Raw genomic sequence first — 26,610 nt, forward strand, 5'->3', positions numbered from 1 at the left:
ACGAAAATGCTATCCTACAACTTGCTGCCGTAGTGTCGACCATAATGTCGGCATTCATGTCGATATTATTAACAAACCGCTACAGAAACAACGGAGTTATTCATGGCTGATCCAAAGATGAAATTTTTAGTCGTTGACGATTTTTCGACGATGCGCCGCATTGTCCGGAATCTGTTGAAGGAACTGGGTTATGCCAACGTCGATGAGGCGGAAGACGGCGTGATGGGCCTGGCCAAGCTGCGCGCGGAATCCTACGATTTCGTCGTCTCGGACTGGAACATGCCTAATATGGATGGCCTGACGATGCTGCAGCATATCCGCGCCGATCCGGCACTGGCCAAGCTGCCCGTGCTGATGGTGACCGCCGAAGCGAAAAAAGAAAACATCATCGCCGCCGCGCAAGCCGGCGCCAGCGGTTATGTTGTCAAGCCGTTCACGGCCGCTACCCTCGATGAAAAGCTGAACAAGATTTTCGAGAAGCTGGAAAAAGCCGGCGCTTAATCCAGGTGTGACCGTCATCAAAAAAAACGCTGCCAGTGCAAACCGGCAGCGTTTTTTTTCGTCGGCTTGCGTCTTGCCTACACCAGGCCGCCATTCGCGCGCAAGGTTTGCCCGTTGATCCAGCGGCCATCCGGCCCTGCCAAAAAAGCCACGGCGGCAGCGATGTCGTCCGGCGTGCCCAGGCGCTCCAGCGGCGCCATCTTGCTCATGCGTTCTATCATTTCCGCCGTCTTGCCGTTCAAGAACAGGGCCGTGGCCGTGGGGCCGGGGGCGACGGCGTTGACGGTGATGTTCTTGCCGCGCAATTCCTTGGCGAAGATAGTCGTCATCGTCTCGATGGCGGCCTTGCTGGCGCCATAGATGCTGTAGCCGGGCAGGGCCAGGCCAATCACGCTGGTGGAGAAGTTGACCACGCTGCCGCCGTGGCGCAAGCGCGTTGCCGCCTGGCGCATGGTGTTGAAGCTGCCCTTGACGTTGACGGCGAACAGGCTGTCGAAGGTGGCGTCGTCCGTGTCGGCCAGGGCTGGCAGCGCGGGCGGCATGATGCCGGCGTTGTTGACCAGCACGTCGACGCCGCCGAAGGCCGCCTCGGCCGCAGCGAACAGCGCTTGCACATCGCCCGCATCGGCCACGTTGGCCTTGACGGCGATGGCGGCGCCGCCGTCGGCAAGAATGCTTGCCACCAGCGCGTCCGCCGCCGCCTTGCCGCTGGCGTAATTGACGACGACTTGCATGCCGTCGCGCGCCAGGCGGCGGGCGATGGCCGCGCCGATGCCGCGCGAGGCGCCCGTGACGATGGCGACCCTGGCTGGGGTGGGTACGGTATGCATGTTGCTTCTCCTGTCATGGTGGGAGGCCCGCGCGCGGTGTGTCTGCGAACCAGTATGGCGATTGTGATCTTTATTGTTGCGTGGATAAAGACTGGTTTGATGGTTTTAGTGTGCAATCAAAATCAACAATGCTGCAGACGACACGGCGCCAGCCGTCTGGCATAAGCTGTCATGCAACAAGTTGCGACGTGGAATGAAATATTTCCCAAAGTTAACTTTACACGTCAACTAAAGTGGCTCATGATCGCTGCACTATTCCACCTCTGTCCCCGACCCCGACAAGAAGGAGCGCCACATGCGCCGAGCACCCGTATTATTCTTTGCCCTGAGCACGGCCTTGCTGGCAGCCTGTGGCGTGAGCCTTGAGCAAACCGCCGTGGCGCCTGTTGCGTCTGTCGAGATGCAGGAGCCTGCCGAAGCCGATGGCCGGCATGCTTATCTGCACCGCGTGGGTGGCCATGATTATGTCAGCCTGAGCCAGAACGGCCCGCAAGGCGGCTTGCCGATACTCACAGGGGCGCAGCGCGGTGCGCATGCGATCCGCCTGCTGGCAGCCGATCCGGCCCAGGCGCGGGCCATCCTGCGCAGCCTGAGGCTGCCTGCGAACCAGCGCAAGCTGTGGGCGGGCGAGGAAATCGTGCTCGATGCGGCCAGCTATGACATGTTGCAGGCGGCACGCGGCAGCAACAAACCGCTGTTTGCCGAACTCAAGCTGGTAGGGATGGAGAAGTAAAAAAAGAAACGGGGCCGAATGGCCCCGCTGTGAATGCGCTTAAATTTCCAGATTATCAATCAGACGCGTCTGCCCCAGCTTGGCGGCGGCCAGCACCACCAGCGGTTCGCCGGCGGCCAGTTCGGCGGCGTTTGGCGCTTGCAGGTTGGCGCGCTTGCGCACGGCGATGTAGTCCGATTTCCAGCCGCGGCTGTCGAGCAGTTGCATCGCAGCCTGTTCCAGTTCACCCACGGCCATGTTGCCCTTGCGCACTTCCTCGGCCACGAAATTGAGTCCCTTGTACAGCTCCGGCGCTTCCGCGCGTTCGCCTTCCGACAGGTACATATTGCGCGACGATAAGGCCAGGCCATCGTCGGCCCGATACGTTTCGGCGGCGATGATTTCCGTCGGCAGCGCGAACTGGCGCGCCATGTTGCGGATGATCATCAGTTGCTGGTAATCCTTCTTGCCGAACACGGCCACGCGCGGGCCCACGCACGAGAACAGCTTGGTGACGACCGTGCACACGCCTTCGAAGAAGCCGGGACGGAATTCCCCTTCCAGGGTGTTGCCCAGGTCATCGGGCGGGCGCACGCGGTATTCCTGCGGTTCCGGGTACAGTTCCTTTTCCGTCGGCGCGAACAGCACGTACACGCCTTCCTTTTCCAGCTTGGCAATATCGTCCGCCATGGTGCGCGGATATTTTTCGAAGTCTTCGTTCGGGCCGAATTGCAGGCGGTTCACGAAGATCGACGCGACGACGGGGTCGCCATGCTTGCGCGCCAGACGCATCAGCGACAAATGGCCTTCATGCAGGTTGCCCATGGTGGGGACGAACGCCGTGCGCAGCTGTCCGCTGAGCTGGTCGCGCAATTCTTCGATGTCGGAAATAATTTTCATGGATTGCTTTCGCTAAAACCCCGTTGTACGGTGGTCAGTGACAAAGGGAAGGGATCAGGCGGGCGAATAGGCCAGCCGGACGTAGATGGGGGCAAACGGTTCTGCCTGCGTGATTTCGATCAGGGTTTCCTTGGCCAGTTCCAGCAGGGCCACGAAGTTGACCACCACCACGGGCACGCCGCCGGCAATGTCGAAAAGTTCGCTGAACTCGACGAAGCGCGACGATTGCAAGTGGCGCAGGATGCTCGACATGTGCTCGCGCACGGACAGTTCCTGGCGGCTGATGCGGTGGTGCTGGGTCAGTTTGGCGCGCTTCAGCACGTCGAGCCACGCCTGCTGCAAGTCCACCGCTTCCACGTCGGGCCAGGTGGGCGTCAGGCTTTGCTCGATGAAAATCTGCGTGCGCACGAAATCGCGCTCGAACTGGGGAATGGTGTTCAGGTCGTAGGCGGCCAGCTTGATCTGCTCGTACTCAAGCAGGCGGCGCACCAGTTCGGCACGGGGATCGCCGCCATCTTCCTCGACGTCGCTCTTGCGCGAAGGCAAGAGCATGCGCGACTTGATCTCGATCAGCATGGCCGCCATCAGCAAGTACTCGGCGGCCAGTTCCAGGTTGCTCACGCGGATCTGGTCCACGTATTTCAGATATTGCAGGGTCACCTGCGCCATCGGAATATCGAGAATGTTGAAGTTTTGCTTGCGGATCAGGTAGAGCAGCAAGTCGAGCGGGCCTTCGAAGGCTTCGAGGAAGATTTCCAGCGCGTCCGGCGGGATGTACAAATCCGTCGGCATGCGCAGCATCGGTTCGCCATACAGGCGGGCGATGCCAGGCGGGTCGGCGGCAGGCGCCGCGTCCGTGGTTGCAGATGCTGCAGGGTCGCCGCTGCCGTCGCCTTCAGCGACAGGTTCGGGCGACTCGATGACTGCGCCGGCACCGGAAGCGTCGGCTTCCGGCGTGACTACAGACTCTTCAGGCAGCATCGTGCCGGTTCCAGATCTTAGTTCTTGTTCTGGTAAACGTAAGCCTGTTGCTTGACGGCCGATGCCAGCTGGCGTTCCTGCTCATCGATGCTGACGGCTGGCTTGTCCCACAGCAGGGCGCGGCCCGCTTGCTGGCCCGCTTCCATGCCAGGATTCTTGGCCTTCAGTTCGGCGATGAACAAGGTGTGGTCGGATACGTAGTTGTTGTGTTTTGCAGGCAGTTTCATATTCTCTTCTGAGTGTCTTATAAGTAAGGTCAGCCGGCCGTATTTTACCGCGCCGTGCGGCCTGGCGGGTTGTTGTATCGGCAAGTCCGGGGCGAAATTGCTAAAAATCAATAACGCAGCAAACGCCGCATCACCATCGGCGCCGGTTCGGCGGGGTTGGCGTGCGAATATTCCAGTTCTTCGGCCAGGTCGAATTCGAAGGCCGCATAAAAATCGATCAGTTTGCGCTGGTCGCGCCGCACGGCCAGGCGCAATTCCTCGGCCTGGCACGACAGGCCATGATGAATGATGGCTTCGAGCAAATGTTGTGAAACATGGCTGCCCCGGTAGGCGGGCAGCACGCCCATGCGTGAAATCTTCCAGATGGCGGGGTCGCTGTCGAGCGGCATCCAGCGCAGCGAACCGGCTGGAATGTCGTCGATCAGCAACAAAAAACCGCCGCCGTGGCGCAATTGCGCTTCCACCTGCTGCGCCGTCTCGTGGTGCCCGCTGGACGAGGCGGCCACCTTGCCGGCCCATGCGGCGCGGGTCAGCTCGGCCATCAGTTGTGCATCGGCATTTGTTGCTTCGCGCACCACGATATTCATCATCGGTCCTTGTGGGGGCTTAGCGGATGCGCATGCCAGGTTCGGCGCCCGGCCACGGGTTCAGGATGTAGATGCCCGGATTGGCCTTCTCGTCGGCGGCGGACGCTGCCATGACCATGCCTTCGGAAATGCCGAACTTCATCTTGCGTGGCGCCAGATTGGCCACCAGCACCGTCAGCTTGCCGATCAGTTCTTCCGGCTGGTAGGCCGAGCGGATGCCCGAAAACACGTTGCGCAAACGGCCTTCGCCCGCATCCAGGGTCAGGCGCAGCAGCTTGTCGGAGCCGTCGACCAGTTCGCAGTTGACGATTTTCGCGATGCGCAGGTCGACCTTGAGGAAGTCGTCGATCTTGATTTCGGGCGCCAGTTCTTCGATGGCGGCAGCGGCCGGAGCAGCGGATGTTGCGTCATTCGCGGCATCGCCAGCCGGTGCCGCGATGGCGGCCGCTTGCGGTGCGTCAAACAGCGCTTCGATCATCTTCGCATCCATGCGCGTCATCAAGTGGCTGTAGGCGCCGATGGTACGGCCCAGCATGCTGTTCGCGACGGCGTCGCCGAATACTTGCGTATCGGCCCAAGTGAATTGCTCGTCGTTGAGGAACGAGGCCACGTTCTTGGCCACGCCCGGCAGCACCGGCGACAGCAAAATCGTCAGCTGGCGGAACAGGATCAGGGCCGTCGTGCACACGTCGTGCAGTTCTGCGGTTTTTTCTGCATCCTTGGCCAGAATCCACGGCTTGTTTTCATCGACATACTGGTTGGTGATGTCGGCGATTTCCATGATTTCGCGCAAGGCCTTGCCGAATTCGCGGTTCTCGAAGTGCGCAGCGATGCTGGCCTGGCGCTCGACGATGACGCCGTTGACGTCCACCGTCAGGGCGCGGTTGATCCAGCTTTGCGCGCCTTCCGACAGCGTCGACGCCAGCTTGCCGTCGAAACGCTTGGCGATGAAGCCGGCGCAGCGGCTGGCGATGTTCACGTACTTGCCGATCAGGTCGCTGTTCACGCGGGCAACGAAGTCTTCGCCGTTGAAGTCCAGGTCTTCCACTTTCGAGTTCAGCTTGAAGGCGATGTAGTAGCGCAGCCATTCCGGGTTCATGCCCAGGTCCAGGTAGCGCAGCGGCGAAATGCCCGTGCCGCGCGACTTCGACATTTTTTCATTGTTGACCGTCAGGAAGCCGTGGACGTTGACTTTCAGTTTGTCGATCACCGGGTGATCGGCGAACTTCAGCATGGCGGGCCAGAACAGCAAATGGAAGGAGACGATGTCCTTGCCGATGAAGTGGATCTGTTCCGTCGACGGGTCGTTCAGGAAGGCGTCGAAATCGATGCCTTTCTTGTCGCAATAGTTTTTCAGGCTGGCCAGGTAGCCGACGGGCGCGTCCATCCACACATAGAAGAATTTACCTGGTGCATCAGGAATCGGGATGCCGAAGTAGGGCGCATCGCGCGAAATATCCCAGTCGGCCAGCTTTTCACCGGCTTCGCCCAGCCATTCGCTGACCTTGTTGACCATTTCCGGCTGCAAGCGGCCTGGCGTATTCAGCCAATCTTTCAGGAATTCGAAGCAGCGCGGGTCGGACAGCTTGAAGAAATACTGTTCCGACGGCTTCATCACGGGCGTCGCGTTGGTAAACACGGAGAACGGATTGACCAGGTCGGTTGGCTGGTAGGCCGCGCCGCACACTTCGCAATTGTCGCCGTACTGGTTCTTGGCGCCGCATTTCGGGCATTCGCCCTTGATGTTGCGGTCGGCCAGGAACATGCCCTTGACCGGGTCGAAGAAGCGGTCGACGGTTTTCGTGACGATCAGGCCCGTATCGCGCAGCTTGCGGTAGATCGATTGCGACAGGTCGACGTTTTCCGGCGAATCGGTCGAATACCAGTTGTCGAAGGCGATATGGAAGCCATCGAGGTACTGGGCGCGGCCGGCGGCGATGTTGGCGACGAATTGCTGCGGCGTGATGCCTTCCTTTTCGGCGGCGATCATGATGGGCGTGCCATGCGTATCGTCGGCGCCCACAAAGTGCACTTCACGGCCGGCTGCGCCATCGCGTTGCATTCGCTGGAACCGGACCCAGATATCGGCCTGGATGTATTCCATGATGTGGCCAATGTGAAAAGCGGCGTTTGCGTAAGGCAGGGCAGTGGTGACGAACAGCTTGCGAGTCATGATTGATGCACTTTTGGGATGGATAATAGGACATTTTAACAGCGGAAAGGCAATATGAGCAGATGCTGCGCCGGCAAGTGATACTTTTGCCGCCATCGCGCCATGCAAATTTGCGCTAGACTGCGCGTATTGCATATATGTAGTACACACGGAGATTGTCATGAGCATCACAGTAGAAGACGTCAAGGCCGCGCTGGCCCAGGTTATTGATCCAAATACACATAAAGATTTCGTTTCCAGTAAAACCGTCAAGAATCTGAAGGTCGATGGCAATGATATTTCCCTCGACATCGAGCTGGGCTACCCCGCCAAAAGCCAGATCGACCTGATCCGCAAATCCGTGCTGGCCGCCCTGCGCGTGCTGCCGGGCGTGGGCAACGTCAGCGTGGGCGTGTCGTCGAAAATCATTTCGCACACGGTGCAGCGCGGCTTGAAGCCGATGAGCAACGTGAAAAACATCATTGCCGTCGCTTCCGGCAAGGGCGGCGTGGGTAAATCGACCACGGCCGTCAACCTGGCCCTGGCCCTGGCAGCCGAAGGCGCCACCGTCGGCATGCTCGACGCCGATATCTATGGTCCGTCGCAACCGATGATGCTGGGTGTCAAAGGCCAGCCAAAAACGCTGGATGGCAAGAGCATGGAACCGATGGAAAACCACGGCCTGCAAGTGTCGTCGATCGGTTTCATGATCGATCCGGACGAGCCGATGGTGTGGCGCGGCCCGATGGTCACGCAAGCGTTGCAGCAATTGCTGGACCAGACCAACTGGCGCGACCTCGATTATCTGATCGTCGACATGCCGCCAGGCACGGGTGACATCCAGCTGACCCTGTCGCAGAAAGTGCCCGTCACGGGCGCCGTTATCGTCACGACGCCGCAGGACATCGCGCTGTTGGATGCGCGCAAGGGCTTGAAAATGTTCGAAAAGGTCGGCATTCCGATCCTCGGCGTGGTGGAAAACATGAGCACGCACATCTGCTCGAACTGCGGCCATGCGGAAGAAATCTTCGGCGCCGGCGGCGGCGCGAAGATGTGCGCGGACTTCGGCGTGGAATTCCTCGGCGCCTTGCCGCTGACCATGGCGATCCGCCAGCAGACGGATTCGGGTACGCCCACCGTCGTGGCCGAGCCCGATGGCCCCATCGCCGTGATCTACAAGCAGATCGCCCGCACCATCGCGATCAAGGTGGCGGAAAAGGCGAAGGACATGACCAGCAAGTTCCCGTCGATCGTCATCAAGAACGATTGATGATCGGCCATGGGGTCAGACCCCAGCAGCTCCCCTGCGCCATGGTCGCCAGGAATATGGTTTCATGCAGTCTGTGTTGTTATTAAACAAGAGGAGACATCATGCAATTGAGCACCGTATTCCTGCGCCAGGCCGCAGGCCTGGTCGCCGGCAGCCTGCTGGCCGCCAGCGCGTTCGCCCAATCCGTATCCTTCGTCGAGCCAGTCGATGGCGCGACGGTGACCAGTCCGTTCAAGGTGAAATTTGCCGTCAGCGGCATGGACGTCAAGCCGGCCGGTGACATGACGGCCAAGACGGGCCACCATCATCTGCTCATCAATATGGGGCCGATGAAGGCGGGCGAGATGATACCCATGGATGACAAGCATTTGCATTTCGGCAAAGGACAAACGGAAACGGACGTCACCTTGCCGCCGGGCCAGTACACGCTCACCATGCAGTTCGCCAATGGCGCGCACCAGTCATATGGTCCGGAGTTGAGCAAAAGCATCAAGGTGACGGTCAAGTAAGTCAGGCAGATTGTCTGTTGCGGCAAAGGCCGGGTTCCAGCGATGGAGTCTGGCCTTTTTCATATTGTTGTCTCTTGTCATCATCGCGTCATATGGTTGGCGTATGCTGGCCGGTGGCCTAACTTTTGATGAGCGGATATGACGAAACATTTCTCCCTTTCCCGGCAACTGGCACAGGCGCTGCTGCTGGTCGCTGGCGTGGCGGCGTGCCAGGCGCATGCTGCCAAGGCGCTTCCTGCTGCTGCCTCTGCGGCGCAGCCGAAACTGGTCGTGGTGCTGGTGGTCGATGGCTTGCCGCAGGAACAGGTGACGCGCTACCGCGAGCAGTTCGGCCAAGGCGGTTTCCGCCGCCTGCTGGAGCAGGGCGCGTGGTTCAGCGACGCGCACCAGGCGCACGGCATCACGGTCACCGCCATCGGCCACTCGGCCGTGCTGTCGGGTGCCTATCCTTACCAGCATGGCGTGATCGGCAATAACTGGATCGATCCCGTCACGAAAAAATCCGTGTACTGCACCGAAGACGGCAATTTCCATTACATCGGCGAAGCAACACAGCCCGACGACGGCACGGCGCCGACCAAGCTGCGCGTGAGTACCCTGGGCGACGAGCTGCGCTATGCCACGGGCGACAAGTCCAAGGTCGTCACCGTGTCGGGCAAGGACCGCGGCGCCATCCTGCTGGCCGGGAAAACGGGCACGGCCTATATGTACATGGAAAAGACGGGCAATTTCGCCAGCAGCACCTACTATATGCAGCAGCATCCGCAATGGGTGCAGCGCTACCAGGCGACCAAACCGCAGGATCGCTACTATGGCAAGAGCTGGACGCCGCTGCTGGCCGATGCCGCCTATGCGCGCGACGCCCGTGATGATCTGGTGGCGGCCAAGCCGGGCACGCGCAACACCTTCCCGTTTGCCTACTACAGCGACAGCGGTAAGCTCGATGGCGAGTACTACAGCCGCCTGAAATCCGGTCCCTTCCTCGATGAGCTGACCCTGGAATTTGCCCGCGCCGCCATCGATGGCGAAAACCTGGGCCGCAACCCGGCCGGCGTGCCCGATATCCTGGGCGTGAGCCTGTCCGCGCACGACTATGTGAACCACGCCTACGGCCCGGAAAGCAAGATGTCGCACGACCACCTGCAGCGCCTGGACCGCATGCTGGCCGGCTTCTTTCTTGATCTCGATAAAAAAGTCGGCATGGACAACGTGCTGGTGGTGCTGACGGCTGACCATGGCTTTGCCAACGTGCCGGAATTTGCCGAAACGCGCGGCTTCTCGGCCAAACGCATCGATGGCGCCAAACTGGTCGATGGCTTGAACCAGCACCTGGCAACAAGCCTGGGTATCGACAAGCTGGTGACGACGTCGTCGCTGCCGAATATCTATCTCGATTACGCGCTGGCGGAAAAGAGCGGCATCCATCGCGCTGCCCTGGAAGATGCGGCGGCCCGCTTCCTGCTGCAGCAGGACGGTCTGGCGCAAGTCTACACGCGCACGCAGATGGAAGCGGGGGCGGTGGCCACGCGCATGGACACCCTGATGCGCCGTGCCTGGAACCGCCAGCTGTCGGGCGACCTGATGGTCGTCACCAAGCCGGCCTGGTACTTCGGCAAGGGCAGCGGCGGCACGTCGCACGGCACGCCGTACACGTATGACACCAACGTGCCGCTGATGGTCTTCGGCCCCCGCTGGATCAAGCCGGGCGCCTATGGCCAGTACGTGGAAGTGGTCGACATCGCGCCGACCCTCGCCCACCTGCTGCGCATACGCCAGCCGTCGGCGTCAGAGGGGCGGGTGTTGACGGAGGCGGTGCGCTAACGATGTTGGCTTGTGGTGTTGTCGGCTTACGCGCTGCGCGCTAAGCCGACCTACATTGGCCTTGTGGTGGGCATAGAGCGTAGGTCGGATTAGCGGGGCAAAGCCCCGCGTAATCCGACAACAGTGTTGGCAAAACAGCTTACAGCAGCCAGTCTATCGGCAGCACCGATAAAATCGCCACCCCCATGCGCTTCCACACGCTGGTGCCCGGTTCCGTGTCGTAGCGCGTGGTGGCGCCGTTGGCGTCGCGGGCGAGCCAGTACAGCGCGCCGTCGTCGCCCAGCAGCACCTGGTAGGCGCGCTGCGGGATCGTGGTGCGCATGGCCTGGCCCAGCTGGCTGGCCAGCGCGGGGCTGTCGATGACGAGGCCCATTTCCGTATTCAACTCGATCGAGCGCGGATCGAAATTGAACGAGCCGACAAAGATGCGCCGGTCATCGACGGCAAAGGTCTTCGCATGCAGGCTCGATGCGGAGCTGCCCAGATGGCCCGGCTGCGCGCGCGCATCGTCCCGTTCCCACGAGCGGCGCGATTCATACAGCAGCACGCCCGCTTCCAGCAGCGGTTTTCGCCACTTCGCATAGCCGGCATGCACGGCCGCCACGTCGGTCGCTTCCAGTGCATTCGTCAGGATGCGCACGCCCACGCCTTTTTTCGTCAGGTCGGCAAAGGCTTGCGTGCCCGATTTGCCGGGCACAAAATACGGCGACACCAGGTCGACTTCCTTTTCCGGCACGCCCAGCAGGTTTTGCAGGTTTTCCGCCACGCCCGTGCCGGGCCTGGCCTTGTCCAGCACCTTGGCCGGGTCGTCGCTGACCATGCGCGTGCGCGCCCATTCGAAGGGCAGGGTGCGTTCCATCATCTGCTTGACGAAGGGCGAGGTGCGCAGTGCCTGTACGTATTCCTCGGCCGCCCTGGTATCGTCGATGCGGTCCGCCTCGGCGGCGATGGTGGCCGCGTCGCCCTCGACGGGGCGGGTCAGCAGCAGGCTGGCGGGGTAGGCCGAGGCGCTGTTCCAGTAGCGGTCGAAATCGTGCGAGACGTCGTCGACGACGGGGCCGACGGCCAGCACGTCAAGGTCGGCGAACAGCACGTCGCCGGCCGCGCCAAAATATTCGTCGCCCACGTTGCGCCCGCCGACGATGGTGGCCTGGTTATCGGCCGTGAACGATTTGTTGTGCATGCGCCGGTTGAGGCGGGAAAAATCCGTGGCAAAGGCCAGCGCGCGCGGTGAGCGGGGCACGAAGGGATTGAACAGGCGGATTTCCAGATTCCGCTGCTTGCCCAGCATGGTCAAGGTCTGGTCCAGCCCCGCCGTGTTGTTATCGTCGAGCAGCAGGCGCACGCGCACGCCCCGTTCGGCCGCCTGGCGCAGGGCGTCGAACAGCAGGGTGCCCGTGATGTCCTTGTGCCAGATGTAGTACTGCACGTCCAGGCTGCGCTGGGCGGCGGCGGCCAGCAGGGCGCGCGCGGCAAAGGCGTCGCGCCCATCGGCCAGCGGGTAAATGCCGGACACGCCCGGATGCTGCGCCACCATGGGCGCGATGGCCTCGGCCAGTTGGGTGTGCTTTGTGTCGGCCATGACGGTCGACGCGCTGCGGCCTTCCAGCGAAGGCAGTGAAGCGCAGCCGGCAAGGACGGCGGACAGCAGCAGGGGCAGCAGCAGCCTGGTGGCGCTGCGGAAGGGAAGTGCTTGGGCGGGCATGGCAGGCTTTCATCGAGTTGCCCCGATGTTAGCAGATGCGCATGCCCGCACGCGGGCGCGGTGTTACAGTTGTTCCAGCGCGATCAGCTCGGCCACCGTCTGGCGGCGGCGGATCAGCCGCGAAGCATCTCCATCGACCAGGTATTCGGCCGCATGGGGGCGGCTGTTGTAGTTCGACGACATCGACGCGCCATATGCGCCCGCGCCTTCGAAGACAACGTAGTCGCCCACCTGCGCTGCGGGTAACAAACGGGTTTCCACCACGCCGCCATCGCGCTGGGTAAACACGTCGCCCGATTCGCACAGGGGGCCGCCGACCACGGTGGCGCGCTGCGTGTTCAGTGTCCGGCCGTCATGCGCGATGACCGACATTGCATGGTAGCTGCCGTACATGGCGGGGCGCATCAGTTCATTGAAACCCGTGTCGAGCAGGGTGAAGTGATTGCCGCCCATTTGCTTGGTGGCGCGCACTTCGGCCACCAGCAGGCCCGCATCGGCCACGAGGAAGCGTCCCGGTTCGATTTCCAGGTGCACGGCGTGGCCCAGGTGCGCCTCGATCTGCTTGCGCGCCGCATCCCACAGCTGGAAGTAGTGGTCCGTATCGACCGGCTGCTCGCCGTCGCGGTAAGGCACGGACAGGCCGCCGCCCGTGGAAATGGCTTCGATATCGTGGCCCATGTTCTTGACCAGGTCGACCATGGTGCCGCAGACGGTTTCCAGGTGGCTGTAGTCGACGCCCGAGCCGATGTGCATGTGCAGGCCGACCAGGTGCAGGCCATGCGCGCGGATGACGGCCAGCGCCTCCGGCAGCTCTTCGTGCCAGATGCCATGCTTGCTGTTTTCGCCGCCCGTATTGGTCTTGTTGCTGTGGCCGTGGCCATAGCCAGGATTAATGCGCAGCCAGACGCGGTGGCCGGGCGACACGGGGCCCAGCTGGCGCAGCATGTCGACGGAGCCGCAATTGACTTCGATCTTCGCTGCCGCCACGCGCGCCAGGGTAGGGCGGTCGAACAGGTCGCAGGTGAACACCAGGCCGGCGGCGCCGTTCGTTTGCGCCGGCGTAAAGCCCGCCTGCAGCGCGCGTTCGATCTCGCCCAGCGAGACGGCGTCCACGTGCACGCCCGCTTCACGCATCAGGGTGAGCAGGTGGATGTTCGAATTGGCCTTTTGCGCGAAGCGCACGGTGTCGAACTGCGCCAGCTGCGCCACGCGGGCGCGGATGGTGGCCGCGTCATACACCCACAGGGGCGTGCCGTGTTCCTGGGCGAGTTGGGCGAGGGTCTGGTCGTTGACGGGCTTCATCGTGTGCTTTCGGTGGAATGAGGAGGTAGCGCATGATGGCTGATTGTGCTTCGACTATAAAATATCTATTTAGGCCTACCTTATTCATTTATGATATGACCATGACTATCTCCCTGCGCCATATCGAGGTCTTTCGCGCCATCATGACGACGGGCAGCGTGACGGCCGCCGCCGCCATGCTGCACACGTCGCAGCCCACCGTCAGCCGCGAGCTGGCGCGCCTCGAACACTTGACGGGCTTGACCCTGTTCGAGCGCGAGCGGGGGCGGCTGCGTCCGACGGCGCAGGCGCTGCAGCTGTTCGAGGAAGTGCAGCGCGCGTATTTCGGCCTGGAGCGCATCGTCAGCACGGCGGCAGCCTTGCGCCAGTTCGACCAGGGCCAGTTGTCGATCGCCTGCCTGCCCGTGTTTTCCCAGTCGCTGCTGCCGCAGGCGTGCAAGCGCTTCGTCGCCGATTTTCCCAAGGTGAGCATCAGCATCACGCCGCAGGAGTCGCCGCTGCTGGAAGAGTGGCTGTCGGCGCAGCGCCACGACATCGGCCTGACGGAAGTGGGCAATGCGCCACCTGGCACCGCGCTCGATACCTTGATGTCCGTCGACGAGGTGTGCGTGCTGCCCGACGGCCATGCGCTCGCCGGCAAGGCGGTGCTGCAGCCGGCGGACTTCGCGGGCCAGCCTTTCATCAGCCTGGCCGCCGTCGACCCCTACCGCCAGCAGATCGACGCCATCTTCGCGCAGGCCGGCGTGGAGCGGCGCATGGCGCTCGACACGCACAGCGCCGCTTCCGTCTGCGCCATGGTGCGCGAAGGCGTGGGGCTGGCCATCGTCAATCCGCTCACGGCCCTCGATTATGCGGGGCAGGGCTTGCAGATACGCCGCTTTGCCGTGTCCTTGCCGTTCACGGTGAATCTCGTGAAACCTTTGCACCGCCCCCTGTCGCAACTGGTCGCCCTGTTCGAGCAGGCGCTGCATGCGCAGGCGGACGAGGTGAAAAGGCGCTTGCTGCAGCTGTGACGACGCTTGTGGAGCGGCGGCGGTCAACAGAGTAAAATGGCGTTTTACTTATTCAAGCCTGATTACCTCGATGACCACAACCGCTACTCCCGTCCGTACCCGTTTCGCTCCCAGCCCGACCGGCTATCTGCACCTGGGCGGCGCCCGCACCGCTTTATACAGCTGGGCGTATGCCCGCCACTTCGGCGGCACCTTCGTGCTGCGCATCGAAGACACGGACGTGGAGCGTTCCACGCCGGAAGCCGTGCAAGCCATCATCGAAGGCATGAAGTGGCTGGGCCTGGACCACGACGAAGGCCCGTTCTACCAGATGCAGCGCATGGACCGCTACCGCGAAGTGGTGGCGCAGATGCTGGCTGAAGGTACGGCATATCACTGCTACTCGTCGCCGGAAGAAGTCGAAGCGATGCGCGAGCGCATGCGCGCCGCCGGCGAAAAGCCCCGCTACGACGGCACCTGGCGCCCGGAGCCGGGCAAGACCCTGCCGGCCATTCCTGCCGACCGCAAGCCCGTCGTGCGCTTCAAGAATCCGCTCGATGGCGACGTGACGTGGGACGACGTGGTCAAGGGCACGATCACGATTTCGAACCGCGAGCTGGACGACCTGGTGATCGCGCGTCCGGACGGCACGCCAACGTACAACTTCTGCGTGGCCGTCGACGACTGGGACATGCAGATCACCCACGTGATCCGCGGCGATGACCACGTCAACAACACCCCGCGCCAGATCAACATCCTGCGCGCCATCGGCGCACCGCTGCCGCTGTACGGCCACCTGCCGATGATTCTGGGGGCGGACGGCGAAAAGCTGTCGAAGCGCCACGGCGCCGTCAGCGTGATGGATTACCCGGCGCAGGGCTTCCTGCCCGAAGCGATGCTGAACTACCTGGCGCGCCTGGGCTGGAGCCATGGCGACGACGAGGTGTTCTCGACCGAGCAGTTCTGCGAGTGGTTCAATCTGAATCACCTGTCGAAATCGGCGGCCCAGTTCAACAATGAAAAACTGGCCTGGCTGAACAACCACTATATCAAGCAGGCCGACAACACGCGCCTGGCCGACCTGGCGCGTCCGCAAATGGCCGCCGCCGGCGCCGTCTTCGAAGGCGCGCCGGACCTGGCGCAAGTGCTGGGCATGATGAAAGAGCGCGCCAATACCATCAATGAGCTGGCGGCCGCCTCGATGCTGTTCTTCCGCGCGCCGCAGCCGGAAGCGGAACTGGCAGCGCAGCACATTACGGATGCCATCAAGCCCGTGCTGGCGCAGTTTGCCGAGCGCATCGCCACGGTGGAGTGGAGCAAGGAAGCCGTGGCCGCCATGATCAAGGAAGTGCTGGCCGCCAACACCATCAAGATGCCGCTGCTGGCCATGCCTTTGCGTTTGATTCTGACGGGCCAGTTGCAGACCCCGGCCATCGACCAGGTGGTGGTGATCTTCGGCCGCGAGACCGTGCTGGCGCGCCTGGCAAAGTGGCTGTAATCGCCGCTCTTAAATACGCGTAAAAATACGGTGCGGAAACCGCCCCTATGAAAAGTTGCTCATAGACGAAAAAGGGTATTTGCAGAGTGAAACTTCTTTGCTATACTCTTGTTTCTGCACCAACGGGGGTATAGCTCAGCTGGGAGAGCGCTTGCATGGCATGCAAGAGGTCAGCGGTTCGATCCCGCTTACCTCCACCAGCAGCAATGATGTTGCTTGTTGAAGTGGTGCAGATGTTGTTTGGAAGTTCCGCGGTCCCCATCGTCTAGAGGCCTAGGACATCACCCTTTCACGGTGAGTACAGGGGTTCGAATCCCCTTGGGGACGCCAGGTAGTTGTGGTATAGTAGTGGCAGTTGTTTGTACTGATTGTTGTAAGTTCAGGCCCGTAAAAAACGGAATCTGGATGGAAAGCAAGTAGTGGAACAAAGTCGCCAAGTGCGGCTTTTATTATTTCTGCGCCCGGGGGGTATAGCTCAGCTGGGAGAGCGCTTGCATGGCATGCAAGAGGTCAGCGGTTCGATCCCGCTTACCTCCACCAACAGCGCAGAAGTAAGGCAGCAAGCTGTAGAAGTAAAAATGTAGTGCCAAGGTCCCCATCGTCTAGAGGCCTAGGACATCACCCTTTCACGGTGAGTACAGGGGTTCGAATCCCCTTGGGGACGCCAGTTCAGTCTGGTGTTGTAGTCGTAAAGAAGTAGCAGTGTTTCTGCGCCCGGGGGGTATAGCTCAGCTGGGAGAGCGCTTGCATGGCATGCAAGAGGTCAGCGGTTCGATCCCGCTTACCTCCACCAACAGCGCAGAAATCACATGATAATCAAAGTCGCCTTGGGCGGCTTTTTTTATTTCCGCGACACTTCCCGCCATACCCCTCGGGGGAATATGGCTAAGCTGTTAGTGTGCTTGCAAGGCATGCAAGAGGTCAGGGTTAGCTCCTGCTGACCTCCACCAACAGCGCAGAAATCACATGATAATCAAAGTCGCCTCGAGCGGCTTTTTTTATTTCCGGACTCTTTTCCGCCATACCCGACAGGGGAGTGTGGCGTAGGACGGATTAGCGTAGCGTAATCCGGCAGCACCATCTTCTGAAGCCAACATCCGTATCCATGCCGCCTCCAGCAACAGCGCATCAATCACATGATAATCAAAGTCGCCTCGAGCGGCTTTTTTTATTTCCGTGCCAATTTCGCCATACCCTTCGGCGAGCGTGGCCAAGCTGTTAGCGCGCTGGCATGGCATGCAAGACGCCAGCGCTTGGCTCCCGCTGATGCCCATGCATGGGTTGCTGGAAGCCGAGGTGGCCAGCGGGCGGCGCATGGCCGGCAGTTATCAGCGTTCCGTTATGCTGCCCAGCGGTCGCGATAGATCGGCAGTGAAGTCGACATATTGGGTGGAAAGCCCGCGTAGCTGGTCGAGCAGTGGACGGTTGTCTCCGCGCCGCCACTGAAAAGAATAGATTACCGGCGCTGGCATTTCGGCGGCGGCGAGCGGGAGCAGCAGACCCTGGTCAACCAGCTTTTGACTCCAGCCAGTGGGCAGTATGCCGATCCCGACAGAGGCAATCAGCATGCCGGCAATGGCCCCCCAATTATTGCAACTTATACGCTCAACGGCAGCGATGCCTTGAGCCAGTAGCCAGTCATCAATCAGTCGCGTGGTGCCAGCTGATGGCGGTAAGGCAACGATGGGCTGTCCAGCGTCAAGTAAATCGGCGGCACCACGTAAGCCAGGCGGGCTGTCAGATACAGCCAGGGTTGGCGCGGCAAGCCAGATGAATTGTGCTTGGCTGACTGGTTGCGACAGGATGCCGTGGTGCGATGAGCGTCCGGCAATGATCGCAAAATCGAGCTCGCCCTTGGTGACACGGCTTTCCAGAACTGAGCCCACGTCGACATAGGGTTCGAGCGTCAATTTGGGATGCAGTGCCCGGACTTGCGCAATGAACTGCGGTAGCCAGGTCAGCGCGCTGAGTTCGCCAACACCAAAGGTGCAACGGCCCACTAGCCCGGCAGAGGGTGCGAAGGCGCTACGTATTGCGGCGGCGTCATCGAGCAGCGCCAGCGCGCGTGGCAGCAATGCCTGGCCTGGATCGCTGAGTACGGCGCGGTGGCCACTGCGGTCGAACAGATTGATGCCAAGCGCTTCCTCCAGTTCTGAAATGCGCTTGGAGAGAGACGATACGGACAAATGCAGGCGTTCGGCGGCAATCGCAAAGTTCGCGCAGGTGGCGGCCCAGTAGAAGGCTTCGAGTTGCTTTAAAGTCATGGACATCACTTGTTCTCTTTTTTCGAAATTAATTGTACATAATTTTTCGCTTTTATCTAAATTGTGGCTGATCAAAAATACATGACAGGGCAAATCGCGTCGGTGCCAGGCGTTGGGCGGGCGGCATATGCGGGCCCTCGCCCTTCGCCAAAGTGATGCATGTAGCAGTGAAATGACGAGTTTGCTATTTTTTGAGAGGCGCAATGAACAAGAAGCGTTATGCAGTTATCGGCGGGGGGATAAATGGCCTCGCAGTCGCACGTCAGTTATTGTTGGATTTTCCCGACGCCACGGTGGTGCTGTTCGAAAAGGAGGCGAGTGTCGCCAGTCATCAGTCCAGCCACAATTCGGGTGTGGTCCATGCCGGTCTGTACTATGAGCCGGGGGGGCTCAAGGCACGACTTTGCAGGCGCGGGGGTGAATTGATTGGCAACTATTGCCGCGACAATGCGATCCCCTACGACGAGTGCGGCAAAGTTGTCGTCGCGCTACAAGAGGAAGAGTTGCCTCGCCTGGAGGCGATTTATCGGAAAGCGCAGGCCAACGGTGTGCCTGGCGTGCGGCTGATCGGCTCAAATGAGCTGCGCGAAATCGAGCCCAACTGCATCGGCCTGGGCGCCTTGCATTCACCGAAAACGGCGATTGTCAGTTACGGTCAAATTGCGGCCCGAATCGCCGATGAAATCAGGGAACGTGGCGGGCGCATTTGTCTGAATTCGCCGGTTGAGCGCCTGCTTGAGCAAGGCGGCGAAGTACGGGTCGAACTTGCAGACGGAGAGGTCTTCGATACGGTATTCGATCAGGCAATTGCCTGCGCGGGTTTGCAGTCAGATCGCCTGGCAGAGCGTTCGGGCGATCAGGACACGCCACGCATCGTACCGTTCTTCGGCCAGTATTACGTGATCGACGAGGCTTTCAAGTCGCATGTCAAAGGCTTGATCTACCCGGTGCCGGACCCGCGCTTTCCTTTCCTCGGGGTGCATTTCACAAAGCGTATCGACGGACAGATGACGATCGGCCCGAATGCTTTCATATCCTTCGGTCGCGAGAACTATGACGGCCGCAGCATGAACCTGGCCGACATCGTCAATTTTGCCAGCTACCCCGGCTTTTGGAAGTTTGCTGCCCGTAACCTGCCGGCGACGCTTCGGGAACTGAAGACTGTGGTCAGCGAGGCGAGCTTTGTCCGCGAGGCGGCGCGCTATGTACCGACGCTTGCCTCGGTCGGTATTGTTCCGGCGGTTCGTGGGATCCGTGCCCAGGCAATGGAGGCCAATGGTGCGCTGGTTGACGATTTCGTGATTCGCCAACACGGCAACATTACCCACATCCGCAATGCACCGTCGCCAGGGGCGACATCGTCGCTAGCCATTGCTGAATACATTGTGCGTGAAGTGATGAGGCGCTGAGTTTGCGTGGCGGACAACGTACGGTTGTCTGTCGCTACCCAGTCGGCCCCAACTCGAACGCTCTAGGCGAAAAAGAAAAAAATTAATTCATGAAGGAGACATTTTGAACACTCAAAAAACGGAACAGGAAACCCCTGCACAGACAAAAAGTCGTTTGCGCAAAGTGGCGGCAGCGACCATCGTCGGCTCAATGCTGGAATGGTATGACTTTTATCTTTACGCGACGATGGCGTCGATTGTCTTCAGCAAGGTCTTCTTCGATACCTCGGACCCGGCGAATGCATCGCTGCAAGCCTTTGCCACCTTCGCCATCGGCTTTGTGGCGCGGCCGATCGGGGGGCTGTTCTTCGGCTACTTCGGCGACCGCTACGGGCGCAAGAAAATGTTGTTCGTTACTTTCTGTATGATGGGCTTGTGCACGACCGCCATTGGCCTGGTCCCTTCCTATGCCAGCATCGGCGTTTGGGCGCCCCTGTGCCTGGTGCTGATCCGCATTGTGCAGGGCCTGGGTGCCGGTGCTGAACTGGCGGGGGCGGCGGTAACTTCCTACGAACATGCGGCCGACAACAAGAAGGGGCGACAAGGTGCGTGGCCTGCATTGGGGCTGAACCTTGGCCTGTTGCTATCGTCGCTGACCGTTTATCTGCTGACCGTCAATGGCGACAAGTTTTTGCTTGCCGGCGGTTGGCGCATTCCCTTCATCCTCAGTTTCGTGCTGGTACTGGTTGGGCTCTGGGTGCGTGGGAGTCTGCCGGAAACGCCAGAGTATCACCACTTCGAGGAAAGCCATCGCCAGAGTAGGCCGTTCCGCGAATTGTGGAAAACCAATCTTAAGGGCCTGGGCGTCGTCTTCTTTGTCGCCATCGGTTACAACGCACTCAGCTATGTCTTCAAGACCTTCTCGCTGGCCTACCTGACCCAGTTCAAAGGTATTTCGGCCAGCGTGACATCGCTATCGGTGACACTGGCCAGTCTGGTTGCAATCTTTACCGTCCCGCTCTTCGGCTATCTGTGTGACAAGTTCAGCAGCAAGAAGCTGCTGATCGCCGGCGGCCTGCTGTCAGCATTGTTCGCGTACCCGTTCATGCAGTTGCTGGACAGCGGCGAGAACAGGCTGATTTACCTGGCGCTGATCGTCGGCACCGGGGTGCTGGCGCCGATGATGTTCGCCCCACAGGGCTCTTTCCTCAGTCGCCAGTTTGCCGTGCAAAACCGCTCGACGGGGGTCGGTTCGGGGCGTGAAATCGGCACTGCCATTGCCGGCGGTATTGCCCCGTTGTGGGCGTTGTCAATGGTTGCCCAGTCTGCGACTCGTGACACGAGCGCAGTGGCCTTGATGCTCACGTGCTCCGGAGTGATCGTCGCATTGGCGGCATACTTCGACCAAGGTTATCGCTTCAGCCATTACAAGAACTGATGGTCAAGGCGGCGGGCCAAGCTTGCTCAGCTCCTCCCGCCGCTCAACCCTTGTATGGCGTGGGTTTGGGCCAGTACAAACGAAGGGGGGAGCAAGAGGCTTTCCTTTTGCTTGTCTGGCTGCTGTTGCTGAGGACCTGTACCTCGCCCGCGCAGCCGATCGATTGCACATTGAGCAATCGCCGCCGGGAGCGGTTTCCTCCATGGAAAATAAGATGCGCCTGCGGTTGATTTTGTGAGTGGCCCCGTGCTATACTTCGCGCACGCTTTTTTGAGGGGCTAAGCAAAGCCTTCAACGAAGAGTCCGCTGAGAGGTAAGCCAGCACAGGTCCCCATCGTCTAGAGGCCTAGGACATCACCCTTTCACGGTGAGTACAGGGGTTCGAATCCCCTTGGGGACGCCAGGATTCAGTTGTAAAGTGAGTGCAGTGCTGAACGGGCCTGACAAGTCAGGCTTTTTTTGTTTCTGCGATTGCTGCAGTACCGGGTCAGGATGCGGAATAATGCATTCAGGACAGATTTCTGTCCCCATCGTCTAGAGGCCTAGGACATCACCCTTTCACGGTGAGTACAGGGGTTCGAATCCCCTTGGGGACGCCAGATTCGCAAGCAGTAAGCAAGTAAAGTAACAGGTCGGGATGCGGAATAATGCATCTTGGACAGATTTTCTGTCCCCATCGTCTAGAGGCCTAGGACATCACCCTTTCACGGTGAGTACAGGGGTTCGAATCCCCTTGGGGACGCCAGACCGGCTGCATCAGCCAACAAAAAAGCCGCCTGGTAACAGCGCGGCTTTTTTGTTATTTGCCGGCATGCCAACCTTTTCCCTTCACTCTTGCCTGCTCATGCCATTACCTAGCGATCGCGCGCCATCCCTCGCCATCTTCTGCAAAGTCGTCGACAACTACGGCGATATCGGCATTTGCTGGCGCCTCGCGCGGCAGTTGAGCGGAGAGCATGGCGTGGCCGTCACCCTGTGGGTCGACGATTTAGCCAGTTTCCAGCGCATCTGTCCTGAAGTCGATGTGGCGGCCGAAGCGCAGCGCGTCTCCGGCGTCATGATCCGCCACTGGCGCGATCAGGATGGCGTGTTTGCGCCGGCCGATATTGCCGATATCGTCATCGAATTCTTTGCCTGCGACATTCCTCCTGGCTACATCGCCGCCATGGCGCGGTGTGCGCCGCATCCGGTGTGGCTGAACCTGGAAGGCTTGACGGCGGAAGAGTGGGTCGAGGGCTGCCATGCGCTGACGTCGCCGCGCCACGGCATGATCAAGCATTTCTTCTTCCCCGGTTTTACCAATAAAACGGGCGGCTTGCTGCGCGAGGCGGCGCTCGAGGAAAAAAGGCTGGCATTCCGGGCCGATGCCGGCGCCATGGCGGCATTCCTCGGGCAATTCGGCGTGAGTCCGGCGGCAATGTCTGCCTTGAAAGTGTCGCTGTTCTGCTACCCATCCGCTCCCGTCGCCGAGCTGTTTGACGTGTGGCAGGCGGCCAGCGAGCCCGTGACATGCCTGGTGCCGGAAGGCGTCGCGTTCGATGCCGTTCAGGCGTTTATCGGCGACGATGCGGCGACGGCTGGTGCGGTGCGCACGCGTGGCGCGCTCACCGTGCACGTGCTGCCTTTCGTGCCGCAAGACGATTACGACCGCTTGCTGTGGGCTTGCGACGTCAATTTCGTGCGCGGCGAGGATTCCTTCGTGCGCGCGCAATGGGCCGGCCAGCCGTTTCTCTGGCATATCTATGTGCAGGATGAAAACTTGCATCACGTGAAATTGCGCGCCTTCCTGCAGCGCTATGCGGCCGATGCCGATGGTGTCATCGACAGCCTGGCGCAGGCGGCGCTGGCCTGGAACGGCGCCAGCGCGGACGCCTTGCCGTGGGCCCAGCTGTGGCCCGCATTGCAGGCCGATTTGCCGCGCATCCGGTCGCGCGCGCAGGCCTGGCAGCGGCAGATGCAGTCCAATGGCGATCTGGCAAGTAACTTGCTGGCGTTCGCCGGCGCGACGAGATAGGCGCTTGCCAAAAATTAAGGTAAAATGCCCGGTTATTTCTCACGTATTTTTAACCGATCAAACGCAAGCTTGCGGCGCTGATGGCGCACAGGCGGCAGATGGTCTTCATGCAACCCACTTTTTACGTACATTCCTATGAAACCCGCAAAAGAAATTCGTGTTGGCAATATCATCATGGTCGACAGCAAGCCAATGATCGTGTTGCGTTCTGATGTCAACGGTTCGAGCCGCACGGGCTTCACCTACAAATGGAAGATGAAAAATCTTCTGACGAACACCCCGATGGAAAACGTGTTCCGCGGCGACGACAAGTTCGACGTTGTTGTTCTGGATAAAAAGCCAGTGACGTATTCGTACTTCGCCGACCCGCTGTTCGTCTTCATGGACACCGAGTACAACCAGTATGAAATCGAAGAAGAAAACCTGGGCGATGCACTGCATTACCTGAAGGATGGCATGGAATGCGAAGCCATTTTCTACGACGGCAAGGCCATCTCCGTTGAACTGCCTACGACCATCGCCCGTCAAGTGGTGTACTCGGAGCCTGCGGTCAAGGGCAACACTTCGGGCAACGTCCTGAAAGAAGCCAAGATCGAAAACGCCATCGACGCACACCGCCACATCGTGCAAGTGCCGCTGTTCGTGGCACAGGACGACGTCATCGAAATCGACACCCGTACCAACGAATACAAGCGTGTCGTACGCAACTGATTTGCCCCAGTGCCAAATCATCAAGAAACGCTGCCTTCGGGCAGCGTTTTTTTTGCTTAAAAAATAATTACCTTTGATAACAATTGTGTTGCAAGGACTGCTATGCTATGGCTAGAACATTATTGCGGCAGAAACATTGAAGTTTCCTGGAGATACCATGCAGCGCAGTCAGATGTTACGCGGTGGCGCGTCGCGTCCCGTATTGAACCGTGCCACGGCGCCCGCCAGCCCCATGGCCCACCTGCTCGATGCGGGCGTCTTGCCGCAACAGCAGATGATGCAGGCAGGCAAGCTCAGTTCGCATGCGCTGACGTCGCAGTACCTGGCGCGTATCCGCTCCCTGTGCAGCATCGGCGCACGTGCCTATGCCGGCATTGAAATCAATCCCGATGCGCTGAAAATTGCCCTGGAAATGGACCGCGAGCGGCAGGGGCACAAAGTGCGCGGCCCCTTGCATGGCATTCCCGTCGTCTTGCGCGACAATATCGCCACCGGCGACCGCATGAAGACGCGCACGCAGTCACCGCTGGCCACGCATGCCGGCTGCGATTCCTTCGTGGCGGCGCGCCTGCGCGCGGCCGGCGCCGTCATCATCGGCAAAAGCAATTTGCGCCAGTGGGCCGCCGTCAGCGTGCCGCATGCCAGTGCCAGCTGGGCCGGTCTGACCATCCTGGCCGTGGACAGCGCGGCGGACGGCTCTATTGTCGCGCCTGCTTCAAACTGCGGCCTGGTCGCCATCAAACCCACGGGCAGGGCAGCTGCCGGGCAGGGCGGCGAGCCAGCCACGGCGGGACCGATGGCGCCCAGCGTGCGGGAAGCGGCCTGGTTGTTCGCTGCCTTGAGCGGCGAGTGCCTGGCCGATGGCATGGTGTTCGATGCCGCCGGCTTGCATGGGCGCCGCATCGGCGTGGCGCGCCACCTGTTCGGCCAGTGTGCCGGGACCGATGCCGTGATCGGGCAGGCACTGCTGGTGCTGCGCGAACAGGGCGCGGAACTGATCGAAACGCCGCCTGCGCCCGGACCTGGCGGCATCGCAGCGTTGCTGTGTTCGCATGAGCTCGATGCGCTGGTGGGGCCCACGTGTCATGGCGTAGCGCAGGCGCAGTGCGCCTTGCCGCAGATTACGGTGCCTGCCGGCGTGGTTGGGGGCTTGCCCGTCGGTTTGTCCTTCATCGGCGCCGCCCATGGTGACCTGCCGCTCATTGCGATGGCCTATGCCTATGAGCAGGCGACGTTGCACCGGCGCACACCGGCATTGCCGTCCAGCATCACGCAGGCGCTGCGCCTGCCATGATGATACTTTTTGCTTTCTTTCGATAAACTATGCTTGCAACCTTGCTGCTCAGTGCGGCCGTGGCCGCCACCCCGACACCTTTCGATGCCGCGCAACTGTCTGGCAGCTGGTCCGACAGCGTCAACACGAATAGTGTGTGCGAAGAAGCGCGGCACTTTACGCGCATGCAGCTGTCTGACGATCATCAGCGGCTGGCGATCTTCAATGACCGGACGTGGAAAAGCAAGCTCGGTGAAACCAACCGCTTTGCCGCAACCGTGGTGGCGGAAACGGAGCGCAGCCTGACTTTGCGCTATGACAATGAAACGCGTGTCAATGCCGCTGGCAAGCTGGTGGAATGGCAGTTGATCATCGTCGCGCCCGGTGTGTACCGCTGGCGCGAGACGGGCTGGGCGGAAGGCAAGGTCAACGGGGTCGTCGGCATCCGCTGTACTCCCTGAGGCCGCTGCGCAAGCATGGCATTCTGCTATGCTGCCCGCATTATCTGATGCTTCCAGGAGAAGTCATGTCTGCACGTTTGCTGGTCCCCCTGTTTCTGGCCGCCGCCGTGGCGCTGGCCGCCATGCCGGCGCAAGCGCGTACGCCCAGGCTGTCGCTGATCGAGCAAGCGCAAAGCTGCGACGGCGGCGCTAGCTGCCCGTATTTCCCCGACGTCTACAAGTCTGACTACGCCTTTCGCAAGGCTTTCAATATCGGCCTGAAAAAGGCCGGCCTGAAGCGGCAGCGCTGGGTGCCCGATGGCGTGGCCAGTCCGCTCAAGCCCGTCGAGATCGACGGCAAGGCGCGCCTGTTGAGCAGTGTCTGCGAGCCGCACAATTGCGGCCACCGCTATTCTATTTTGTACGATCCGGCCGCGCGCAGCATGACGGGCGTGTACATGGGCAGCGACGCCAAGGGAGAGCCGCGCACCGTGTATTTCGGCGAGCCCAGCATCGCCGAAGCCGACTTGCTGTTCAAGAACTGATGCACGCGCCACTGCGTATCTCCAGCGAACGCGACGAGCTGGACGTGCCCATGATCCACCGCTACCTGAGCGAGCAGTCGTACTGGAAGCGCGGCGTGGCGATCGAAACGGTGCGCAAGGGCATCGCCAACGCGCTGTGTTTCGGTGGCTATGTCGATGGCCAGCAAGTGGCGTTCGCCAGGGTCATCACCGATTACACGGATTTTGCCTACCTGCGCGACGTGTTCGTGCTGCCTGCCTTCCAGGGGCGGGGCTATGGCAAGCAGATGGTAGCTGCCGTGCTCGGCGATGCGCGTGTGCGCGATGTCGCGTGGATGCTGGGGACCGACGATGCGCATGGCTTGTATGCAAGTTTTGGTTTTGCGCCACTGGCAGCGCCAGAGAAATACATGCGCCGCCCCGCGCCTTGATAATTATCAAAAATACCTTTATGCGTCAAGAGAGCTATTGTCATTATTGAATGAAATAATGTTGCATTGATAATGGCGTCATGTCATGATGCGCGCTCTGCAGCGTGCGTTGCTGGTGCTGTGCTTTGTCGTCGCCCTCT

At 60.7% G+C, this 26,610-nt stretch carries 25 protein-coding genes and 8 tRNA genes; 23 read left to right on the forward strand and 10 right to left on the reverse strand.

What is annotated here, in order from left to right:
• The first annotated feature begins 102 nt into the window (after positions 1-102).
• Positions 103-501: a chemotaxis response regulator CheY gene (gene cheY / locus CLU91_RS25665; protein WP_010396677.1), complete on the forward strand. Its 399-nt coding sequence runs from the start codon at positions 103-105 to the stop codon at positions 499-501.
• Between the two features lie 77 nt (positions 502-578).
• Here the strand turns inward: cheY and CLU91_RS25670 are convergent, their stop codons facing one another.
• Positions 579-1,331: an SDR family oxidoreductase gene (locus CLU91_RS25670; protein WP_100876376.1), complete on the reverse strand. Its 753-nt coding sequence runs from the start codon at positions 1,329-1,331 to the stop codon at positions 579-581.
• Between the two features lie 295 nt (positions 1,332-1,626).
• Here CLU91_RS25670 and CLU91_RS25675 point away from each other — a divergent pair, with 295 nt between their 5' ends.
• A complete protein-coding gene (locus CLU91_RS25675) occupies positions 1,627-2,064 on the forward strand; it encodes a hypothetical protein (protein WP_157814810.1) in 438 nt (145 codons plus the stop codon).
• Between the two features lie 39 nt (positions 2,065-2,103).
• On the opposite strand, the gene panC is transcribed toward CLU91_RS25675, so the two are convergent.
• The 5 genes from panC to metG form a co-directional block, all read right to left on the reverse strand.
• Entirely contained in the window at positions 2,104-2,943 is an 840-nt protein-coding gene (panC, locus tag CLU91_RS25680) for a pantoate--beta-alanine ligase (RefSeq protein WP_100876378.1), read from the reverse strand.
• 54 nt (positions 2,944-2,997) lie between these two features.
• Positions 2,998-3,924, reverse strand: a complete 927-nt coding sequence (locus CLU91_RS25685; protein WP_100876379.1) for a segregation and condensation protein A — start codon at positions 3,922-3,924, stop codon at positions 2,998-3,000.
• Between the two features lie 17 nt (positions 3,925-3,941).
• Complete coding sequence (locus CLU91_RS25690; RefSeq protein WP_034778041.1) at positions 3,942-4,151, reverse strand: DUF3460 family protein; 210 nt, start codon at positions 4,149-4,151, stop codon at positions 3,942-3,944.
• Between the two features lie 107 nt (positions 4,152-4,258).
• Positions 4,259-4,738 (reverse strand): GNAT family N-acetyltransferase, encoded by a 480-nt coding sequence (locus CLU91_RS25695; protein ID WP_096238395.1) that lies wholly within the window; start codon positions 4,736-4,738, stop codon positions 4,259-4,261.
• Positions 4,739-4,757: 19 nt separating this feature from the next.
• Positions 4,758-6,911, reverse strand: coding sequence for a methionine--tRNA ligase (gene metG, locus CLU91_RS25700; RefSeq protein WP_100876380.1), 2,154 nt, complete (start codon positions 6,909-6,911; stop codon positions 4,758-4,760).
• 160 nt (positions 6,912-7,071) lie between these two features.
• Between metG and apbC the strand changes: the two genes are divergently transcribed.
• The 3 genes from apbC (at position 7,072) to CLU91_RS25715 (ending at position 10,490) form a co-directional block, all read left to right on the forward strand.
• Positions 7,072-8,160 (forward strand): iron-sulfur cluster carrier protein ApbC, encoded by a 1,089-nt coding sequence (gene apbC / locus CLU91_RS25705; protein ID WP_100876381.1) that lies wholly within the window; start codon positions 7,072-7,074, stop codon positions 8,158-8,160.
• Between the two features lie 101 nt (positions 8,161-8,261).
• Positions 8,262-8,669, forward strand: a complete 408-nt coding sequence (locus tag CLU91_RS25710; protein ID WP_100876382.1) for a DUF4399 domain-containing protein — start codon at positions 8,262-8,264, stop codon at positions 8,667-8,669.
• Positions 8,670-8,807: 138 nt separating this feature from the next.
• On the forward strand, positions 8,808-10,490 hold the full coding sequence (locus tag CLU91_RS25715; RefSeq protein WP_232730884.1) for an alkaline phosphatase family protein: 1,683 nt from the start codon (positions 8,808-8,810) through the stop codon (positions 10,488-10,490).
• A gap of 139 nt (positions 10,491-10,629) precedes the next feature.
• On the opposite strand, the gene CLU91_RS25720 is transcribed toward CLU91_RS25715, so the two are convergent.
• Together CLU91_RS25720 and lysA are read right to left on the reverse strand one after the other, a co-directional pair.
• On the reverse strand, positions 10,630-12,195 hold the full coding sequence (locus CLU91_RS25720; protein ID WP_100876383.1) for a phospholipase D family protein: 1,566 nt from the start codon (positions 12,193-12,195) through the stop codon (positions 10,630-10,632).
• A 63-nt stretch (positions 12,196-12,258) separates the two neighbouring features.
• Positions 12,259-13,497: a diaminopimelate decarboxylase gene (lysA, locus tag CLU91_RS25725; RefSeq protein ID WP_100876384.1), complete on the reverse strand. Its 1,239-nt coding sequence runs from the start codon at positions 13,495-13,497 to the stop codon at positions 12,259-12,261.
• A gap of 101 nt (positions 13,498-13,598) precedes the next feature.
• Here lysA and CLU91_RS25730 point away from each other — a divergent pair, with 101 nt between their 5' ends.
• The 7 genes from CLU91_RS25730 to CLU91_RS25760 all read left to right on the forward strand — a co-directional run bounded on the left by CLU91_RS25730 (position 13,599) and on the right by CLU91_RS25760 (position 16,780).
• Entirely contained in the window at positions 13,599-14,510 is a 912-nt protein-coding gene (locus tag CLU91_RS25730; protein WP_100876385.1) for a LysR family transcriptional regulator, read from the forward strand.
• Positions 14,511-14,580: 70 nt separating this feature from the next.
• Positions 14,581-15,987 (forward strand): glutamate--tRNA ligase, encoded by a 1,407-nt coding sequence (gltX, locus tag CLU91_RS25735; RefSeq protein WP_100876386.1) that lies wholly within the window; start codon positions 14,581-14,583, stop codon positions 15,985-15,987.
• Between the two features lie 124 nt (positions 15,988-16,111).
• Positions 16,112-16,187: transfer RNA gene (locus CLU91_RS25740), tRNA-Ala, on the forward strand.
• Positions 16,188-16,241: 54 nt separating this feature from the next.
• Positions 16,242-16,317, forward strand: a tRNA-Glu gene (locus CLU91_RS25745).
• A 134-nt stretch (positions 16,318-16,451) separates the two neighbouring features.
• Positions 16,452-16,527: transfer RNA gene (locus CLU91_RS25750), tRNA-Ala, on the forward strand.
• A 51-nt stretch (positions 16,528-16,578) separates the two neighbouring features.
• A tRNA-Glu gene (locus CLU91_RS25755) sits at positions 16,579-16,654 on the forward strand.
• A 50-nt stretch (positions 16,655-16,704) separates the two neighbouring features.
• Positions 16,705-16,780, forward strand: a tRNA-Ala gene (locus CLU91_RS25760).
• Between the two features lie 205 nt (positions 16,781-16,985).
• Here CLU91_RS25760 and CLU91_RS28035 read toward each other — a convergent pair.
• Both CLU91_RS28035 and CLU91_RS25765 read right to left on the reverse strand, forming a co-directional pair.
• Positions 16,986-17,201, reverse strand: a complete 216-nt coding sequence (locus CLU91_RS28035; protein ID WP_157814811.1) for a hypothetical protein — start codon at positions 17,199-17,201, stop codon at positions 16,986-16,988.
• A 114-nt stretch (positions 17,202-17,315) separates the two neighbouring features.
• Positions 17,316-18,251, reverse strand: a complete 936-nt coding sequence (locus CLU91_RS25765; RefSeq protein ID WP_100876926.1) for a LysR family transcriptional regulator — start codon at positions 18,249-18,251, stop codon at positions 17,316-17,318.
• Between the two features lie 203 nt (positions 18,252-18,454).
• On the opposite strand from CLU91_RS25765, the gene lhgO reads away from it, so the two are divergent.
• The 11 genes from lhgO to CLU91_RS25820 all read left to right on the forward strand — a co-directional run bounded on the left by lhgO (position 18,455) and on the right by CLU91_RS25820 (position 26,470).
• Positions 18,455-19,660 carry an L-2-hydroxyglutarate oxidase gene (gene lhgO, locus CLU91_RS25770; protein ID WP_100876387.1) on the forward strand — a complete coding sequence of 402 codons (1,206 nt, stop codon included), beginning with the start codon at positions 18,455-18,457 and terminating at the stop codon, positions 19,658-19,660.
• 103 nt (positions 19,661-19,763) lie between these two features.
• On the forward strand, positions 19,764-21,077 hold the full coding sequence (locus CLU91_RS25775; protein WP_232730885.1) for an MFS transporter: 1,314 nt from the start codon (positions 19,764-19,766) through the stop codon (positions 21,075-21,077).
• Positions 21,078-21,404: 327 nt separating this feature from the next.
• Positions 21,405-21,480 (forward strand) — tRNA-Glu (locus tag CLU91_RS25780).
• 120 nt (positions 21,481-21,600) lie between these two features.
• Positions 21,601-21,676: transfer RNA gene (locus tag CLU91_RS25785), tRNA-Glu, on the forward strand.
• Between the two features lie 70 nt (positions 21,677-21,746).
• A tRNA-Glu gene (locus CLU91_RS25790) sits at positions 21,747-21,822 on the forward strand.
• 99 nt (positions 21,823-21,921) lie between these two features.
• The gene (gene earP / locus CLU91_RS25795; protein ID WP_100876389.1) at positions 21,922-23,091 is read left to right on the forward strand and encodes an elongation factor P maturation arginine rhamnosyltransferase EarP; all 1,170 of its coding nucleotides are present in this window, start codon (positions 21,922-21,924) and stop codon (positions 23,089-23,091) included.
• Positions 23,092-23,226: 135 nt separating this feature from the next.
• Entirely contained in the window at positions 23,227-23,802 is a 576-nt protein-coding gene (locus CLU91_RS25800; RefSeq protein ID WP_100876390.1) for an elongation factor P, read from the forward strand.
• 157 nt (positions 23,803-23,959) lie between these two features.
• Complete coding sequence (locus CLU91_RS25805) at positions 23,960-25,096, forward strand: amidase family protein (RefSeq protein WP_100876391.1); 1,137 nt, start codon at positions 23,960-23,962, stop codon at positions 25,094-25,096.
• Between the two features lie 29 nt (positions 25,097-25,125).
• The gene (locus CLU91_RS25810; protein WP_157814812.1) at positions 25,126-25,536 is read left to right on the forward strand and encodes a hypothetical protein; all 411 of its coding nucleotides are present in this window, start codon (positions 25,126-25,128) and stop codon (positions 25,534-25,536) included.
• A gap of 65 nt (positions 25,537-25,601) precedes the next feature.
• Positions 25,602-26,060, forward strand: coding sequence for an Ivy family c-type lysozyme inhibitor (locus tag CLU91_RS25815; protein ID WP_157814813.1), 459 nt, complete (start codon positions 25,602-25,604; stop codon positions 26,058-26,060).
• Complete coding sequence (locus CLU91_RS25820; RefSeq protein ID WP_100876394.1) at positions 26,060-26,470, forward strand: GNAT family N-acetyltransferase; 411 nt, start codon at positions 26,060-26,062, stop codon at positions 26,468-26,470. Before CLU91_RS25815 ends, CLU91_RS25820 begins: the two co-directional genes overlap by 1 nt.
• Positions 26,471-26,610: the final 140 nt, after the last annotated feature.

It is taken from the genome of Janthinobacterium sp. 64 (assembly GCF_002813325.1).
Classification (GTDB): Bacteria; Pseudomonadota; Gammaproteobacteria; order Burkholderiales; family Burkholderiaceae_D; genus Janthinobacterium.